Below are 17490 nucleotides of genomic sequence, written 5' to 3'. Positions count from 1 at the left end.
CGCGAATGTTGCATTTTTCGTCTAATTCGATTCTTCATCCTTCTATCCATCAATCCTTATTTTAGTCTTTTCATATTCTGAATGGAGAAGAAGGATTCATTCAAGTCTACGTTGAATTTGATTTCCTTGAATATCATGACTGTCTTTTGTCCCGGCTTATCCTGAGGAATCATCTCCAGGTGGGTTGGCATCATTCGGTCATCCATTTGTTTAATGTCCGAAAGAATCTCGGTATTGATCAGTTCTTCGTCCTCATCGTAATACTCGGCCTTTAGCCATAAAAAATCATCCCTGGTGACCCACATCAAAATTTTGCCCCAAACGACCGCGGCCTCTTCTGTCGGGATGAGCTCAATTTTGTAGCAGGGGTAGGCTTCCAGTTGTTCGGTACCAAGCAGCTTGTGCGTGTAATCGTTGACCAGTGAGGATTCTTTGACCAGGTCGTCGTTCGTAAAATCAGAGCCCATCCACGACTGCATCATCATTGATGGCGGAATCTTGATCGTCCGTTCGATGCTGGGCATCCAGTTCCACATTTCATTTTCGCGTTTCAGAAAAACTTGTCCGCGTTCTTTGGCAGGCGAGGTAATGTAGATTAAGGAATATTCGGTTCCCAAAGTCCAGCTTTTCATTTCAACGGTTCGCGACCAGCTTGGCCGTTGGATGGTCATGGTCATGGTTCCCTGGCTGGACTGTCCTCTGAATTTCTCGTCCGCTCGTTTAACAATCTCTTTGATGTCGATGTCCTGAGCCTGCGCGAAAAGGCTGGCGACAAGAAGTGCGAAAAGTGTGATGATATTTTTCATGACTGCTGTTTTTTGCCCGTTTCAATAATCCGGAAGACTCCGTCAATAACTTTTTGTTTCATCTGCTGATGAGGGAAAATGCCAGATGCTACGACCGCATAAAGAAAGGCTCCTTCGATCATTGCACTGATTATCATCAAATCTCCTTCGGGGTCAGCACTGCCTTTACTCGTGATAAATTGATGCATCATGCTGAAGAAAGGTTCTGCTGCCGCAGCATATCGTTCGGTGAAATTTTCGACAATATTGGGTTGAAGCATCAATGAGTAGAAGAGCTTCCAGTGTTGAATGTCGTTGCCCACTTTGTCGAAACTGTGTTCCAGGAAAGTGATAAATTCGTCATCAGTTATCGAACCATCATAGGGAGGAATCATTAAGTTGGATATTTCACCAAAGCCGCTTTTGATGATTTCTTCAAGAATATCGTTTTTACTTTTAAAGTAATTGTAAGCCAATCCTTTCGAAATTCCAGCCTGTTTTGCTATCTGGCTGATTGAGGTAACATGAAACCCGTTTTTTGCAAAAAGTTCAAGGGCAACATCCATAATGATTTGCTTCTTTTCTTTACGGATCTGTTCAAATTGTTCTTCTGTTCTAGGCATGTTTTAAGTATTTTGACTGAACGATTGGTCAAAGTTAAGGCGTTCGAAATTCAATTCAAAATATTTTGCGTAAAAAATGACCGATCGGTCATTTAAAAAGCAGAAGGTAATGTGGTGTTACAATTATGGGGTTTATTTTCTATCCGTATATGGCGGCTAACCTTCGATTATTTCTTATCCTTCTCGCTTGTCGGCGCAGCCTTTCTGTTGCATCATCTCCATCGGGAAATTTTTGGTTGCTTCACCGGCGTAAAGGCTAACATGCGGGAATGGTATTTCGATACCTTCGCGGTCAAAGGCCTCTTTAATTTCAATGATGACACTGTTTTTTACATCCCGGAAATTATTCTTCTCAAACCATACCGCAAACAAAATATCGATGCTGCTGGCGCCGTATCCCTGCAACAAAATCAGGGGCTCAGGTTCCTCCAGGCAGAGCGGATTTTTACGGGCCACTTCTTTCAATACGTCAAAAACTTTACGCAGGTCTTCCTTGTAGGCCACACCCACCGTAATGTCCATCCGGCGGATGGGAAAACGGGTTACGTTGATCAGCTCGGTGCTGATGACAGTTTGGTTTGGGATACGCAGCAGGAGGTTATCGTAGGTGCGAATTTTGATGCTTAGCAGGTCGATGGAGTATACGGTTCCGGCTTTGTCGCCAATGCGAACCACATCACCCAATTCGAACGACTTTTCCGACACCAGGAAGAACCCGCTGATGATGTTGCCGATGCTGGTTTGCGAGGCTACACCGATGATGAGACCGACTACTCCGGCTGCCCCGAAAAGCGCAGTGATATCGAAGTTGAGCTCTTTGAGCACCATAAAACTCAGCAAGGTATAGCCGGTGTAAACAATGATTCGGTTGATGATCATCCGCGATTGTTTCGATAAGCGGTATGTGATACTTCGCTTCACCAGGAAAGCGATTCCCTGGATCAAAATGACTGAAATCAGAATCAGAAACCCGATGCGAACGATCTTATCGAAGTTGGCGAAGTTGAGGTATTTTGAAAAATCGAAATCCATAGCTCTGTTGTTTGCAGCTGGCTACAGCTGCGTCATTTGTTTGATGAAGTGAAAACTGTGTCCCAAAATATTGCGGTTGGCAGTTTGCCGGGCTTTCCCAATCAGCGTTGGGTTTGTTCCGTGAAGCGCTTTGTCGGTCGAAAAGTTGACATGACCGACTTGTTCTTGCCCTTTGAATTCAATCGTTCCCATATCAGCCACCAGTTTGTCGCCAAGCTGGTACAGGTTCATCAATTCAACATGAATTAATAAACGTTGCAAGTCCAGTAACTGCGTACTGGCGTTATGGATGTTGACCGGAACAATAATCTCGTGCTGCTGAACTGCCAGTTCTTCGGGCTGCAAGCCAAAGCGCGATCCGACTGTAAAAGCAGGGGTGCCACTGTCGGGTTCGCCAAACCAGGTGTCGCTCAGCCGTTCGGTTTCATAGTCGCACAGCAAATTGTCATTTTCAACCTGTTTGTAATAAAGCTGAATGTATAGCGGCACTGCAAGGTAAATACGCAGCGTTTGATGCGGGCGAATGCTGACTTTCTTATTGCTTCGGAGAACAACCGGTTTCGGCGGCATGGCCGGCAAAATGTGTAAGACCGCCGACCGCCCGGTTTGATAGATCTGGGCATCGCTGAGCGATTGGACAGCTGTTGATTGGTCAACGATCAGTTGGGCGGCAATTTCAGCTTTCTTCTCTTGCCTGATAAGCCATCCTCCGGGCAGGTGTTCCATTTGCAGCGCACAATAACCACCTTCGCAACGGATAATTTGTGCTGCTTTACCTTCGTATTTACCCCAAATAGTTTTCTGTTTCTGCATAAGATTGAATGAATGCTTCACACAAAAATAAGTTTATTTTGAATGAATACACATAAGACTGATCGTTGCGGGCAAAAAATGACGGGGTGGAAGTCGTGGAATCGGCGTTTCACTGCGCGCCTGACAATTGCACGCTCCCAAGCACGGGTTGCTCTTCAGAACCGCTCATTGGGTGTTCGGGGCGGAATTTCCTGTGGGTGTTTGCATCAGGTCAGCGGTTGCCGGAGTATTTGGTTGTTGTGTCTGTTTGCCTGTTTGTGCCGGCTTTTTCCTGCTGGGGTTAGAAAATTCCCTCACACAAAGGAACTTTGTCCTGTGAGAGGGAATCTTGTCCGAAAAACGGGAATTAACGCTTCGTTCCTGGTAACGCCGGCAAGCGGGCCGGATTATTATTTGTAGCTTGAGGCCACCAAGCTGTTTGTTTCATTTGTCAGGGTTTGATGTCGATGTCCAGGGCACCGGTAATTTTCCCGATGTTGGCCGGATCGATCATTCCCTGGATGCTGATGAGCGTGTTGTCGTCGCCGCCAATCACCAGCAGCAACTCCGAGAATTGACCATCAGCGCCTTTACGGGCATAAAACCGAACCACTTCATTCGTTTCGGTAATTTCCATCAACGACTCGTAATTGTTCTTTTTGAAGAAGCTGTCGCCTTCCATTTCTTTAAAGAAGTCAAGATCTTTATTGAGATCCTCATCTTCAACGGTCAGAATCCGGATGCCTTTTAGTTTCGAAATCATGTCTGCTTCGTCCGACTTCCCATCGGCCTGTGCGGCAAACGACAGGAGGGTACCACTAATATTCACGGTGGTCATGCCGTCGCGGTTGGCATATTTCTCGAATAGCTTGTCGACCGGGCTTTTTTGCGCCATCCCACTCAACGGGAGCAGCAGCGCCAGGCCTACCAGTAAGCGGTAAATGAGTGTCATTTTTGTTTTCATGGCTATTGTTGTTTAAGTTTTTCATTAATCTGTTTCAGGTCTTCAACTTGTTGAAACCCTTTATTGACGGTTTTTAAACCTTTATCGAGTGGCTGAACGGCTTGGCTAACTTTTTCCATGGGTTTGAGCTGAGCGACGCCGGCCAGGTATTTTGTTCCTACAAACCGGAGTGTTTTAGTTGCTTCGGCATAGGCAATATTCGGATCGCTGTACGTGTCTTTCCACTTCGAGCCGTCTTGTTGATAATTGAAAACCAACAACGCGATGATGAGAATTGCCGCAGCAGCACTGACTGCTTGCCACAGGTAACGCAACTTGTTTTTCTCTTTGTGTTCGCTCTCCAGAATGAAATCCATCAGGTCATCTTCCACAATGGAGTCCGGTTCCTGTTGCAGTTCATCAAGTCCGCCAAACAGTTCTTTGTAGGGACGCAATTCGGCATCGATCTCGCCGGACGAGAAATAGCGTTGAATTTGCTTTTCCTCTTCCAGGCTGCTTTCCCCGTCGAAGTAGCGTTCCAGTAATGCTCTGATGCGTTTAGTTTCCATCATTTTGTTTTAATAGTTCATCTCTCACTTTCTTCCGTGCCCGCGACAGGTTGACCCGAATCGCATTGATGTTGAGGTCGGTCATTTGTGCGATCTCCTCGTATTCGTATTGCTCAATATCCCGCAGGTGCATCACGGTTCGCTGAATGTCGGGCAGCTGCCTGATCAATTTCCGGATGAGCAAGGCTGATTCCGACAGTTCAATTTCAGTTTGCAGGTCCCGGCTTTCAGTAGCGTTTCGCTTCAGAAAGTCATCTTCGGCCAGCACCGGCTTTTTCGCTTTAAACAGATCCAGACAGCGGTTGCGTGTCATGCGCATGGCAAAGGCTTCCATGTTGTCTACCTGCTCCAGCTTGTCTTTCTTTTGCCACAGCTTCAGGAACACATCCTGAATAATGTCGCGCGCCTGGTCGTCGTCGTGCAACAATTGGGTGGCAAATCGCATCAACTTATTGCTGAGAGGGAGCACCTTTGTCTTGAATTCGCTCGCTAGCATTCGTTTGTCAGTTTTTTCTGTTTGTTTCAAAGGTAAGACGAGCCGCGCGGACATTCATTACATCAAATGGGGAAGTTTTCTTTTGTGGAGGTATCGGTTAGTTGCTGACTTCTGAACTAAAAAGCTTGTTGAATACCATGACAGCGGTACCCCTGAGGCCGGAGTTGGCCGCGGATTCTGAAATTTCGATCCGAACATTGGACAGGATATTTTCCAGACAATATTGTTGAAGGGCTTGTTGGATTGTGATTAAGATGTATTGTTTGGGGATGGTCAGCGGCCCGTTGAGTAAAATTAATTCGGGGTTGTAAAGTTGAATGAGGATGGAGAGTCCCCAGGCAACATTTTTACTGATGGTGTTGATGAGGTTAATTGCCAGCTCATCGCCTTTTTGGGCACAGTTAATGATGTCGGCAATTGTAAGTTTGTCCGTTTGTTCGGTAAATTCGTTGGTGAGTTGAGAGATTGTTCCTTTCCCGATTTCTTGTTTGGCAATGTCGAGCAGGTGCTTGGCTCCGGCAATGGTTTGCAAACAACCGCGTTTGCCGCATTCGCACAGTTCACCGTTTTCAACCATTCGAATGTGACTGAACTCGCCCGAACAGCCGTTACTGCCCTGGTAAATGTCGCCGTTAAAAATCATACCTAATCCAAGTCCCCAGCTCCAATTCACAACCATGGTGTTTTTTGTGTTCCGCGCTTTGCCAAACACAAATTCACCCTGCGTTTGCATGCGGGCATCATTTTCAATGTATGTTTTTACGTTGAAGTGTTTCGAAACCAGCTCGGCAACAGGTTGCCTTTCCTGATCTTTAATCGTTTGGTTAATGCCATTCTGCGGATCAATTAGTCCGGGCATGCAGATTCCAATGGCGCCGACGCTTGCCTGTTCGATCCCGGATGCCTTCAGCAGGTTTTGGAATGCCTGATCCAGTTTGGGAATGAACTCCGGATCATTAATGTTGGTTTCAAATTCGATGACCTCACTGCGTAATTCATTGAGCGAGTCGATAATCACCGCCTTGGCTTTATACTGGTCCATTTCGACCGCCAAAATAAAAAAAGCGTCTCCGGACAAGCTGTAAAGTACTGGTTTGCGTCCTCCGCTGGAATCACCAATGCCGGTTATCAGTACGAGCTTTTCTTCGATAAGCTCGTTTAAAATACTCCGTACGGTAGGAATACTGACACGAATTTTTTTGCTCATATGAGCAGCCGATTGCGGGCTCTTTTTATATAAAAGACGGATTGTTTGCATGCGCAAATGGTGTCTTTTAAGCTCGCTTAACGCTTGGTTTTTGGGATTCTCACTCGAATTTGCCGACATAGTATAAGAAAATAGCAAGGTGCACGAAGTTAACAATTTATTGTTTGAAAACGACATTCCGGAATACGTCGATTTGCATGAACAATAAAGACTATTGGTACTAATTGGTGATTTTTTGGGCAAGTATTTTTATAAAAAATGGTTCCGGGGAATACCGGAACCATCTTATATTGTTTCGAAAGATCAACTTGATCTCATTCGGAAATGATCACTAGTTGTTAACGTCCCAAAAAATATTAGTATCCCGGGTGTCCTGATCTTTAACTGCTTCGTAATTGGCACTGTTGTACGATTTTTCATCGTCCGGATACAGTAATCTTACCGGTGGGTTTTCATATCCAACCAAGGTTGCAGTCGGGAAGGTTAATTCCGGATATCCTGTACGACGGTACTCAGACCAAGCCTGAACCGACTGAAGGAATCCAAAATGCACCCATTTCTGAGTCCAGATTTTTCCGAGCTTCTCAGCTGATGTTCCGGTATATGCAGCACTGGCAACAAAGTCATCAACAACTGAATCGTCAGGTTTTGACAGAGTAGTCAAGCCTGTTGTATTCAGGTTGTTCAGGTAGTAATAAAATGTTACTGATTGCTTTAATGCGGTTTCGTATGCTTCCTGAGCATCGCCGCCACCCCATCTTTCGAAAGCTTCAGCTTTCAAGAAATTCACTTCTGAAGCTGTGATTACAATACCCGGTAATTGTGGGTTTTGCAGGAATGTAGTGGAGTCAACGATTGAGTAATACATGTAATTTGCATCAATTTCGGCCGAAGTAAAAGTGATCGGCATTGCTGCATAGTCTGTATTAGGAGTAAAGTCGCTACCTGATGTTTTTCCGTATTTGTCGAAAATGACCGGAATACGAGGGTCGTCCGTCGGTTTCATCACAGTATTCAGCATGTAGTCCGGAGCGTAGTGACTTGGTAATTCAGTCAATGCGCTATTTAAGTTGTCTGTGTAGTCAGTTAACGGTTGCAACAAAATATCATCAGAAGCCGGGCTGTAATCACCATTGTTACCTCCGTCTACCAACGGATATGTTGAACTGTTGCTCAGCATTTCAGTAACTTCAGTTTGTGCAGTCGATTCGTCAACATTTGAGATTCTCATCAACAAACGTAAACGCAGTGAGTTGGCATAACGCTGCCAGTTGCTAACACTTCCACTCAGCAAAATATCATATTTTGAGAACGTTGCGTTTTCTGATGCCGTACCGAAATAGCTCGCGATTTCTTTCAAATCGGCAATGAATTCAGTATAAAGAGCTTGTTGATCGTCGAACGCAGCGTTGGCAATTAAGCTGCTGGTTTCAAGGCTACCTGCTTCGCTGAATGGGATATCGCCCCACATGTCAATCATTTTTGACGCTTCATCAATCAATACCAGTTTTCCGGCATTCATGAAAAGGTCCATGCTTGTTTTATCAGCATCGCCCAAAGCATCGTAAGTAACTTCCATGGCTGTGTAGGTGCTTAATACACCGCTACCATTGCTGTTGTTTACGTAGAAATTGTTCCAGTACTGTTGCGTGTAGCTGGTTGATTCCTGGTATTTTGCACTCGAGTTTGAAAAGAAAGCTGTTTGTGTGTAAATAGCCGGTTGCAAAAGTAAGAAGGTACGTACATTCCAATAACTTGGGCGTACGCGGTTGTTGTTCAGCATCGTGGTAAAGAATCCGGGGATGCTGGCTTCAGTTGATTTTTCCGGGTTGTTGTATCTGTCGTCCAACTCATCGGAACATCCGCTTGCCAGAATTACCAAGGATGCAAAAAGCATGTATATGAATAATCTATTTTTCATGTCTGTAAAAATTTAAATTAGAAACTTGCATTCAACGTAATTCCGTAGCTTCTGGACGCTGCAGTTGAACCTACGTCGATACCTTGTGACCACCATTTGGTTCCCAGCGGAGCTTCGGGGTCGAGGTTTTCCAATGTACGCCAGATGTAGAAAAGGTTTCTACCAACCAATGATACGCGAAGGTTGTTTAGGTGCAGTTTTTCAGAGATACTGGTTGGGATTTTATAGCCCAACACGATTTCGCGCATTTTGATGTAGCTGTTATCGAAAATGGCACCGTCGCTGTTCCATGCGCTTGAACCCCAATCGTAGGTATTCATGTAGTAATAGGCTGCTTCAACAACAGTCGTGTTTTTCTCTCCTGTTGATTGAGAAACACCATCCAGTAATACACCGTCGTTGTATGTAACACCGTCTTCAACATAGCTCAAACCGCCGTGTTCTGCATCGCGATAGTCCATTGAGTTTTCCAATAAACCGGCACCACGCATGTATTTCATACTCGGTGAAATCATTTTACCACCAATGCGGTAGTCGATCGCTAAATCAAGATTGAAACCTTTGTATGAGAATGAGTTTGAGAGTCCACCAACAACTTTAGGCATGATGTTACCAGCTTTAACGTATTTGGTTTTATCGATGATGTACAAGCCATCGTCGCTGATCAGGTAGTTGCCATCTGAATCTTGAGCTCGTTCGTACACGTAAATGTCACCTAAACGATCGCCTTCGCCGGCTACCAATTTGATGGCTGATTGTTCAGCTGTATAAAATACCAGTTCATCAATTCCGTTAGCCAACGAGTTCACTTTACTTTTGTTGATCGAGAAATTGAAGCGGGCATCCCATCTGAAACCATTCTTCAAAATTGGAGTTGTGTTTAAGCCTAATTCGAAACCGCTGTTACCAATTTCACCTACGTTAACCAACTGGCTTGATGCACCAACAGATGCAGCTGTTGACAGGTTAAGAATCTGGTCTTCGATAACGTTGTTATAGTAGCTAACATCTAAGCCAATGCGGTTTTCTAAGAACTGAGTTTCCAATCCAAATTCATATTCCTTTTTCTTCTCAGCTTTTAGGTTTGCATTACCGTAGTTGCTGCTCAATGATAATTGAGGAACAGAACCGTTAATGGTTTGCAGCGAACTTTGAGTGTAAGAGATGTTTGATTCGTACATTGGAGGTGCGTTACCAACAATACCGTATGAAGCACGGAATTTTCCGTAGTTGAAGAATTCCGGCAGATTCAAGACATCACTGAAAATAACACTACCGTTTACAGAAGGATAGAAGTATGAGTTGTTAGCAGAAGGCAATGTTGAGGCATATTCCTGGCGGGCAGTTCCCTCAAGGAATAAGAAGTTTTTGTAGCTCATGCTCAACATTCCCAAGTAAGCATATTTCAGCATTTCTTTACGTGTGTAGCTTGTTGTGGCTACACCGTATGAGTTACTTAAACTAAACCAGTTTTCAGTAACTAACCCGTTTTTTGTTGCTGAGCTTTGGTCTTTGTAGCTCTCATCGCGTGACTGAAAACCACCGCTAACAGTAAAGGCGAATTTGTCATCAAAGCTTTTATTATATGACAACAAAGCATCGGTGTAAAGAATAGAGTAGTTTCCACTGGCTACAGAGTAACCACCGCTACTGCTCGAAGATGAGTTGTAGGCAGTCGGGTATTCGGTATAGCTTTTTTGATCTGTTCCAATAGAGGTAAAGTCACTACCAACACGACCACGGAAATGAAGATCTTTTGCAATATCCCAGTTCAATGTACCGCTGCTAATCAAACGGTTTTCAGTTTCCACATACTTGTTTTTCATTTGGTTCCAAAAGAAATCAAGCAGGTTGGTCGCTCGAATTGAATATTTGAAGGCATCGTCAGTTCGTTCGCTACCAAATGTTGCGTATTTATAGCCTTCTTCAGTTTGGAAACGTTGTTTCATCACCGACATATCTTCCGTTCTACTGAAGAATCCGCTGAATGAGCCCAAAACCTGTCCTAACTGATATGGACGGTTTGTCGTAATGGTGTTGACATAGTTGGCGTAAACGTCAACACTTAAGTTGTCAGCCAGTTTCAATGAACTGGTTAACCCTAAATTGGTCTTTTGTTGTTCACTGCCTTCCTGAGTTCCCTGGTAGTCCATGCGCGAAGCCGTGAAACGGTAGTTCAAACGTTCGCTGTTGTCAGATAAAGCAAGGTTTAAGTTTGAAGTCACACCGGTACGGTAGATATCTTTGTAGTTATCTTCCTGTGCCGAGTATGAACGGGTTGAACCATCCCACCAGGTCACTTGGCGGCCATCCATTTTAGGACCAAAAGAGCCATAAGCACGGAAGTATGGACGAACTCCTGATGGAGAATCAGCGTCTTCGACCCAACCTTCAGCAGTCGCTCCCAATGCGATATTGTTGGCGCGGTCGTAACCAGGTCCGTAAGTGTTTTGGAATTTAGGAAGATAGGCAACTTCTTCAACCGAGAGATTGTAGGTTAAGTCAACGCCCATTCCTTTTTTCTTTGTACCTTTTTTTGTTGTGATAACGATAACGCCACTCGCTGCATCAGAACCGTAAAGTGCAGTTGCTGAGGCACCTTTTAGGATGTTCAGACTTTCGATATCATTTGGATTGATATCCAGTGCACCGTTACCACGGATACGTTGGTCATCCCAGTAGTTGTTGTTGTTTGCTCCTGCAGCACCGTATTGAGCATCGTTCCGGATTACAACACCATCAACAACATATAAAGGTTGTTGGTTGTAATTCAGTGAGTTGATACCACGAATTTGTACGTTGCTGGCACTGGTTGCACCACCGGGTGCAGTCGTGATTTTTACACCAGCTGCTTTACCATATAGCGCAGTTGCAAAGCTGGTTGAACCACCTTCAGACAGTTGTTTTGCCGAAATGGTACTCATCGCGTAACCAAGTTCTCTTGATTGGCGCTTAACCCCCATTGCCGTAACAACAACTTCATCAACTTGTTGTACATTTTCCGGCATGACAACAGTTAATTGTGTCTGATCGGCAACGGTAATTTTTTGGGTCATATAACCCACAAAAGAGAAGATTAGAACACTGTTTTCCGAAGGAACTTCAATAGAGAACTTACCGTCGAAGTCGGTTATTAAGCCTTTAGAAGTACCTTCAATGGCTACAGCCACTCCGAAAAGTGCTTCACCATTCGCATCGGATACTTGGCCGGAAACGACTTTTCCTTGGTTTTGCTGTTGTCCGGTGAGGTTTTGTTCACCAATCGGGCTGCCAGCTTGCGCATTTGTCATAGCGCACAGGCCCAAAATCACCATCATTAGTTTTACAGATCTTTTCAGACCTAAATGAGGGGATCGTAACAAGGGTTTTTCCATAAAAAATTGAATTAATGTTTGTTGTTCGTTTGTTCTTCTGATTCTGGTAGTAGAGAGTAATGTTGTTTTCCTTAATTGTTATTTGTTTTCCTCAATTGCTTTCTGACATTTATAATTGTTTGATGCGTTTAATCATTCTTTTCAATTTCGGTCCGGTATGTTTTGTGAAGATTACCCCTAGTCCTGTATTTTTCCAAGATGTAGGGCAGCGCATTTTTGTCATTTAAGTACCTTTTTGATGGACTTGAAATCAATTTTCATTTAAGTTTTATTAACTTATTGGGAGCAATATTAGAAAATAAATACACTTAATAGATAATTCTTTAGAAAAAAATTACAAAAGTATTTTTGAGAAATAATAAAAAAGATTAAAAGTGTAGGTGTTTTTCGATCGCTTCGGTAAATGATTTTGTTTGGTCTTTATCGAATGTCTGGGTGGTAATAGCTTGTTAGTGATGGTTTTGTGGTTTAAATTTTATCGCATTTTTATGTTTTGTTAATTTGTTCACAAAAATCAGCTTTTAGCAATAGCGGAAAATCTATTCTCGTTAAGGATATTTTAACACAACGGCGGTTTAGGTGAAGATTTTGGAGTAAAATGCAATTGTTGCAATTGAATTCTTGACAAAAGTGAAGCTGAAGTGTGGGTGTTTGATAGGTGGAAATTCACCTGTAGGCTTGTTTTCTTCGCTTACACTTTTTTAATTCCGAACAAAAAAGGTATTTCACAGGCTTTAATTTATCTTTGTCTCCGTTTCAACAATGCTGAAAAAATGAATGATCGTCCCCTCATATTGGTAACGAATGATGATGGCATATACGCCAAAGGATTAAAAGAACTAACCGAAGTTATGCGTCTGTTTGGCGATGTGGTTGTTATTGCGCCCGAAGCAGCCATGTCGGGCATGTCGAATGCGATAACAACAGGAAAACCTTTGCGGGCTTCCAAAATGGAAGAGGAAGAAGGTTACACCCTGTATAAATGTAGCGGTACTCCTGTCGACTGTGTTAAAATGGGCTTCAACCAATTGCTGGATCGACAGCCTGATTTTGTCGTGTCGGGGATCAATCACGGCACAAATTCTTCGATTAGTGTGATTTATAGCGGGACCATGGGAGCGGCCATTGAGGGATGTTTACATGGCGTTTCCTCAATCGGATTTTCACTCTGTGATTATGATCCGGATGCTGATTTTACCCGAGCCAAAATGTGGGTTGCCCGGATCTTCCAGTCGGTTGCTGAAAATGGCCTGCCACATTTTACTTGTCTGAATGTGAATATTCCACAAGGAGAGGTAAAGGGAATCGAAGTATGTCGTCAAACTTCGGGTAAGTGGGTTGAGGAATTGGAAAAACGTAAAGATCCCCATCAACGTGATTATTACTGGTTGAGTGGATTTTTTAAAAATTTTGAGCCTGACGTACCTGGTACGGATATGCATGCGCTCGAAAATCACTATGTTTCGGTTGTGCCGGTCAATGTTGACATGACTTGTGGCAGTACCCTGGAACAAATGAAAAGCTGGAGGTTTTAATGGTATCTTCCAGAAAGAATCGAAATAAATTGAGCTTCGGATTTACACTGGCGATGCTTTTGCCGATGGTCGTTTTTGTTGTGTTGTATTTTCTGAGCAAGCGGGAAATTACACTTGGCGAGTATCTGGTCAGCCTGTGGCGTCTGGGAGCATTTCTAAAAATCATGAGTTTGTGCGTGTTGCCAAACCTGATCTTGTTTCTCCATTTTTACAGGATAAAATACGATTTGGCTGCACGCGGCGTACTGATGGCTACTTTTTTCTATGCCTTTGTTGTTGTACTCTCCAAAGCTTTGTAACAAATCGCGGTTTTGTTGTCGGTATTTGGCCGAAAAAATAGGCTGTTTCTAACGTTATAAAATGTTAAAAGGAAACGGCAGAAGGGACGCGTGTTTTTTTCAGATCGCCCGGCATTAGGTGTTTTCGGGAGTGGCGTTGTTTCATCCGGTCTTTTGAATTCATTTTGCATTGATGGCTCTTTCACGCTAAAAAGTTACATTTGGAGCCTTACTCGGATTTTCAATTTATGAAATACTTCTTTATTGCCGGCGAAGCGTCGGGTGATTTACATGCGTCAAACCTGATTAAAGAATTGGTGAAAGCCGATCCCCTGGCTGAGATTCGGGGGTTTGGTGGTGAACTGATGGAACGGTCAGGGATGCAGCTGATGAAACATTATCGGGAAATGTCCTTCATGGGCTTCATTCCTGTTTTGTTGAATCTGAGGGCAATAAAGCGGAACTTTGAACAGTGCGAGCAAGATTTGAACGATTTTCATCCCGATGTATTGATTTTGGTTGATTATCCCGGGTTCAATCTTCGGATGGCCAAATTTGCCCGAGCGATGGGAATCAAGGTCTATTATTATATATCACCCAAAGTGTGGGTTTGGAAGTCGAAAAGAGTGAAGCAAATTAAAGAGCTGGTCGATGAAATGTTCACTATTTTCCCGTTCGAGACTGAATTCTACGCCAAGTTCGGTTACAAGGTCAATTATGTTGGTAATCCGGTTCTCGATGCCGTTCTCGAAAAACGGGTTGAAAAGCCGTTCGATGAGTTTTGTGCTGAAAATAATTTGAATGAGAAACCCGTGCTGGCCTTGGTCCCGGGGAGTCGCATGCAAGAGATTAAATCGCTGTTGCCACGTATGTTGAAGGCGGTCAATTCAATCAGTTCTCATCAGGTTGTTATTACAGCTGCCCCCAATATTCCCGATCATGTATACATCGGGTTAGTCAATGGTTACCAGGTTAATGTACTGCGAGACAGAACCTACGAAGTTTTACAGATGGCTGATGCCGCACTTTCAGCATCCGGAACTGTGACATTGGAAACCGCTATTTTGCGTTGTCCGCAAGTGGTTTGTTACCGCATGGGAGGAGGAGCATTGCTCTTTGCGATTGGCAAATTCTTTTTGGGGATTAAATGGGTGTCGTTGGTGAATATTATTTTGCAGCGGATGGCCGTTCCTGAATTACTGCAGCATAACTGTACTGTGGCTAACATTCGCAAAGAGCTGAAGCGCGTTTTAGAAAATAATGAATGTCGCGAACAAATTGCGGCCAGCTACGAAGAGTTGCACAAGAAATTAGGTGGTGAAGGCGCTTCAGCCCGGGCGGCTCAATTGATTGTGAAAAAGCTTCAGTCGTAAGCCGACTTTTTCTATCTTCGTTCATCTTCAAATCAACCCCAGATATATGTTTAGTCTGTTTAGGAAAGAAATTACAAGCTTCTTCGGTTCCATAACCGGCTATTTGGTCGCTTTTGTTTTTCTCATTGCCAACGGTTTGTTTTTATGGGTTTTCCCGGGCAACTACAATTTGCTCGAAAATGGTTATGCCTCGCTCAATCCGTATTTTTCGCTGGCTCCCTGGATCTTTTTATTCCTTGTGCCTGCGTTGACCATGCGTCTGTTTGCGGAAGAGAAGCGTTTGGGAACCCTCGAGATATTAATTACGCGACCTTATTCGTTATTGCAACTGGTGTGGGCCAAATACCTGGCGGGGCTTTTTCTCGTCGCGGTTTGCCTGTTGCCAACTTTAATTTATTTCTATTCAATTTATAGTTTAGGGAGTCCGGTGGGGAACTGGGACAGCGGTGCTGCCTGGGGCTCTTTTATTGGCTTGTTTTTGCTGGCCACCTTGTATGTTGCTTTAGGCATATTGGCGTCCTCATTGACAGATAACCCTGTATTTGCTTTTATCACCGCCCTGTTTTTGTGCTTTTTCTTTTACTCAGGTTTCGATTTTATAGCCGCCATGGATGTGTCTTTGCCGGTGAAATCCTTTTTCCTGAATTTAGGAATCAGTCAGCATTACGATTCGGTGAGCAGGGGAGTCGTTGACTCTCGAGATGTTTTGTACTTTGTTTTGATTACCGGGTTTGTGTTGGTGGTGACCAGCTTGTTGTTGCGCCGTCAGCAGCAAAAACTAAAAAGACAATTGCAAAAAACAGTTGCATTGTTTGCGGCGATTATTGTCATTTTTATGCTGGGTTCATCTTGGTTTTTTCGGATCGATTTGACTACGGAAAAGCGCTATAGTCTATCGCCGGTTTCTAAAGAATTGCTGTCGAAATTGGATGCGCCGATAAAAGTTGATTTGTATCTGGCAGGTGATTTGCCTTCGGGATTTCGACAGCTGCAACAAGCTGCGGAAGAGAAGATTCAGGATATGGATGCCTGGGCAAATGTTCGGATTCAGTCGGAGCGCAAAGATCCTTATGATATTTCAAATGCCGAAGATCGGAATAAGTTCTTCAACCAGCTGGTGTCGTTGGGTTTACAGCCCACTGATTTGAGACAAAAGAAAGAGGAGGGCACTGTAACCAAACTCATATTTCCGGGAGCCGTTTTGCGTTACCGGGACCAATTGATTGGAGTGGATTTATTGAAGAACAATCCTTCGTTGCCAGCCGAAGAGAATCTGAATAATTCCATTGAAACACTGGAGTTTGAACTGATGAATGCAATTAAGCAATTACGGCAAGGTCAAAAAGACGAGATTGCATTTTTGAGCGGACAGCAAGAGCTGAGTGAAGCCGAAACCTGGGATATCCGGCAAACATTGTCGGAGAACTTTCGAATTTCAGACCGCTCGGCAGAAGAATTGTTTGCCAAGGACACCTTGCCCAAGGCTGTTGTCATTGCAGATCCGTCGCAAGCTTTTGGTGAACAAGAGAAATTTTACCTCGATCAGTACTTGATGCGTGGTGGAAACCTGCTGTGGTTAATTGATCCGGTGCAGGTGAGCCTCGATAGTTTGAGGCGTGGTGAAACAACCCTTGCTTTTCCACGCGATCTGAACCTGATGGACCAGTTGTTTCGCTATGGAGTGCGCGTGAATCCGGATTTAGTGCAGGATGTGAAGTGCGTTCTTATTCCGGTGAACACTTCGCCGGTCGCTTCGCAGCCCAAGTTTACACCGGCACCCTGGTATTATTCGCCTTTGTTGACACCATCCGAAGATCATGTCATTAGTCGCAATTTGAATCAGCTGAAATCAGAGTTCGTCAGTTCGATTGATACAGTGGGCAAGAATGCGCAAATCCATAAATCGGTTATCCTGCAAACTTCAGCTTACGGCCGTATTGTAGGAACACCGGAAGAAATAAGCTTACAAAGTATTAATAGCCCGCCTGCGCGGGAATTGTTTCATGTGCCAAACATTCCGGTTGGAGTGCTGCTCGAAGGTACTTTCCCATCCGGCTTTACCAATCGCATGATTGATGAGTTCAATCCATTGGGAATTTCAGTTTTGCCAAGTTCAAGGCCGGCAAAAATAGTGGTGTTAGCCGATGGAAGTTTAATCGCCAATAAGGTTTCGCATCGCGATGGACAAGTACGCACGCAGCCGCTTGGATATGATGACTATTCGAAACAGACTTTCGGCAATAAGGCTTTTTTGGTTAATGCGTTGAATTACCTTTGCGACAATTCCGGGATTATGGAGTTACGTTCACGCGTCTTCAAAATCAGGCTGCTCGACAAGGTTCGACTGCGCGAGGAAAAGCTCTTTTGGCAGGTGTTAAATGTCGCTGGGCCACTGGTTTTCATCCTCTTGTTCGGACTCATTTTTCAGCTCGTCCGAATTCGGAAATATCGTAGTTAATTACTTTGTATAAATTGTGAATATAAAAGATCGTGAAACCAAAGCAAAGTTTGTATATTCGTGTATTCACGACGCGGATAAGCTTGAATTTCCGCTTCAGTATA

General features: G+C 44.0%; 14 protein-coding genes. 4 read left to right on the top strand and 10 right to left on the bottom strand.

Annotated elements, in window-relative coordinates; genetic code table 11:
• Positions 1 to 56 precede the first annotated feature (56 nt).
• The 10 genes from GJV22_RS02560 to GJV22_RS02515 all read right to left on the bottom strand — a co-directional run bounded on the left by GJV22_RS02560 (position 57) and on the right by GJV22_RS02515 (position 11742).
• Positions 57 to 806, bottom strand: coding sequence for an outer membrane lipoprotein-sorting protein (locus tag GJV22_RS02560; protein ID WP_163708250.1), 750 nt, complete (start codon positions 804 to 806; stop codon positions 57 to 59).
• Positions 803 to 1408 (bottom strand): TetR/AcrR family transcriptional regulator, encoded by a 606-nt coding sequence (locus GJV22_RS02555; protein ID WP_163708246.1) that lies wholly within the window; start codon positions 1406 to 1408, stop codon positions 803 to 805. Before GJV22_RS02555 ends, GJV22_RS02560 begins: the two co-directional genes overlap by 4 nt.
• 174 nt (positions 1409 to 1582) lie before the next feature.
• Entirely contained in the window at positions 1583 to 2440 is an 858-nt protein-coding gene (locus GJV22_RS02550) for a mechanosensitive ion channel family protein (protein WP_163708244.1), read from the bottom strand.
• 21 nt (positions 2441 to 2461) lie between these two features.
• Positions 2462 to 3253 carry a DUF432 domain-containing protein gene (locus tag GJV22_RS02545; protein ID WP_163708241.1) on the bottom strand — a complete coding sequence of 264 codons (792 nt, stop codon included), beginning with the start codon at positions 3251 to 3253 and terminating at the stop codon, positions 2462 to 2464.
• A gap of 430 nt (positions 3254 to 3683) precedes the next feature.
• Positions 3684 to 4196: a DUF4252 domain-containing protein gene (locus GJV22_RS02540; RefSeq protein ID WP_163708239.1), complete on the bottom strand. Its 513-nt coding sequence runs from the start codon at positions 4194 to 4196 to the stop codon at positions 3684 to 3686.
• A gap of 2 nt (positions 4197 to 4198) precedes the next feature.
• Positions 4199 to 4744, bottom strand: a complete 546-nt coding sequence (locus GJV22_RS02535; protein ID WP_163708236.1) for a hypothetical protein — start codon at positions 4742 to 4744, stop codon at positions 4199 to 4201.
• Entirely contained in the window at positions 4734 to 5240 is a 507-nt protein-coding gene (locus GJV22_RS02530; protein WP_163708234.1) for an RNA polymerase sigma factor, read from the bottom strand. The genes GJV22_RS02535 and GJV22_RS02530 overlap by 11 nt, the downstream gene beginning before the upstream one ends.
• Positions 5241 to 5337: 97 nt before the next feature.
• Positions 5338 to 6447, bottom strand: coding sequence for an ROK family protein (locus GJV22_RS02525; protein WP_163708231.1), 1110 nt, complete (start codon positions 6445 to 6447; stop codon positions 5338 to 5340).
• 331 nt (positions 6448 to 6778) lie between these two features.
• Positions 6779 to 8368: a SusD/RagB family nutrient-binding outer membrane lipoprotein gene (locus tag GJV22_RS02520; RefSeq protein ID WP_163708228.1), complete on the bottom strand. Its 1590-nt coding sequence runs from the start codon at positions 8366 to 8368 to the stop codon at positions 6779 to 6781.
• 17 nt (positions 8369 to 8385) lie between these two features.
• Complete coding sequence (locus tag GJV22_RS02515) at positions 8386 to 11742, bottom strand: SusC/RagA family TonB-linked outer membrane protein (RefSeq protein WP_163708226.1); 3357 nt, start codon at positions 11740 to 11742, stop codon at positions 8386 to 8388.
• A gap of 773 nt (positions 11743 to 12515) precedes the next feature.
• On the opposite strand from GJV22_RS02515, the gene surE reads away from it, so the two are divergent.
• The 4 genes from surE (at position 12516) to gldG (ending at position 17386) form a co-directional block, all read left to right on the top strand.
• Complete coding sequence (gene surE / locus GJV22_RS02510) at positions 12516 to 13277, top strand: 5'/3'-nucleotidase SurE (protein ID WP_163708221.1); 762 nt, start codon at positions 12516 to 12518, stop codon at positions 13275 to 13277.
• Entirely contained in the window at positions 13277 to 13576 is a 300-nt protein-coding gene (locus tag GJV22_RS02505; RefSeq protein ID WP_163708218.1) for a hypothetical protein, read from the top strand. The genes surE and GJV22_RS02505 overlap by 1 nt, the downstream gene beginning before the upstream one ends.
• Positions 13577 to 13803: 227 nt before the next feature.
• A complete protein-coding gene (lpxB, locus tag GJV22_RS02500) occupies positions 13804 to 14928 on the top strand; it encodes a lipid-A-disaccharide synthase (protein WP_163708216.1) in 1125 nt (374 codons plus the stop codon).
• 46 nt (positions 14929 to 14974) lie between these two features.
• Positions 14975 to 17386, top strand: coding sequence for a gliding motility-associated ABC transporter substrate-binding protein GldG (gldG, locus tag GJV22_RS02495; RefSeq protein WP_163708213.1), 2412 nt, complete (start codon positions 14975 to 14977; stop codon positions 17384 to 17386).
• Positions 17387 to 17490: the final 104 nt, after the last annotated feature.

The sequence above is a fragment of the Mangrovibacterium lignilyticum genome, from assembly GCF_010882175.1.
Classification (GTDB): Bacteria; Bacteroidota; Bacteroidia; order Bacteroidales; family Prolixibacteraceae; genus Mangrovibacterium; species Mangrovibacterium lignilyticum.
This window is presented reverse-complemented; position numbering and strand designations above follow the sequence as displayed.

Excerpts from the sequence above, each read along its gene's own strand:
- surE (WP_163708221.1), top strand. The coding sequence starts at position 12,516 with ATGAATGATCGTCCCCTCATATTGGTAACGAATGATGATGGCATATAC.
- GJV22_RS02535 (WP_163708236.1), bottom strand. The coding sequence starts at position 4,744 with ATGGAAACTAAACGCATCAGAGCATTACTGGAACGCTACTTCGACGGG.
- GJV22_RS02505 (WP_163708218.1), top strand. The coding sequence starts at position 13,277 with ATGGTATCTTCCAGAAAGAATCGAAATAAATTGAGCTTCGGATTTACA.
- gldG (WP_163708213.1), top strand. The coding sequence starts at position 14,975 with ATGTTTAGTCTGTTTAGGAAAGAAATTACAAGCTTCTTCGGTTCCATA.
- lpxB (WP_163708216.1), top strand. The coding sequence starts at position 13,804 with ATGAAATACTTCTTTATTGCCGGCGAAGCGTCGGGTGATTTACATGCG.
- GJV22_RS02550 (WP_163708244.1), bottom strand. The coding sequence starts at position 2,440 with ATGGATTTCGATTTTTCAAAATACCTCAACTTCGCCAACTTCGATAAG.
- GJV22_RS02555 (WP_163708246.1), bottom strand. The coding sequence starts at position 1,408 with ATGCCTAGAACAGAAGAACAATTTGAACAGATCCGTAAAGAAAAGAAG.
- GJV22_RS02540 (WP_163708239.1), bottom strand. The coding sequence starts at position 4,196 with ATGAAAACAAAAATGACACTCATTTACCGCTTACTGGTAGGCCTGGCG.
- GJV22_RS02515 (WP_163708226.1), bottom strand. The coding sequence starts at position 11,742 with ATGGAAAAACCCTTGTTACGATCCCCTCATTTAGGTCTGAAAAGATCT.
- GJV22_RS02525 (WP_163708231.1), bottom strand. The coding sequence starts at position 6,447 with ATGAGCAAAAAAATTCGTGTCAGTATTCCTACCGTACGGAGTATTTTA.
- GJV22_RS02530 (WP_163708234.1), bottom strand. The coding sequence starts at position 5,240 with ATGCTAGCGAGCGAATTCAAGACAAAGGTGCTCCCTCTCAGCAATAAG.
- GJV22_RS02520 (WP_163708228.1), bottom strand. The coding sequence starts at position 8,368 with ATGAAAAATAGATTATTCATATACATGCTTTTTGCATCCTTGGTAATT.
- GJV22_RS02560 (WP_163708250.1), bottom strand. The coding sequence starts at position 806 with ATGAAAAATATCATCACACTTTTCGCACTTCTTGTCGCCAGCCTTTTC.
- GJV22_RS02545 (WP_163708241.1), bottom strand. The coding sequence starts at position 3,253 with ATGCAGAAACAGAAAACTATTTGGGGTAAATACGAAGGTAAAGCAGCA.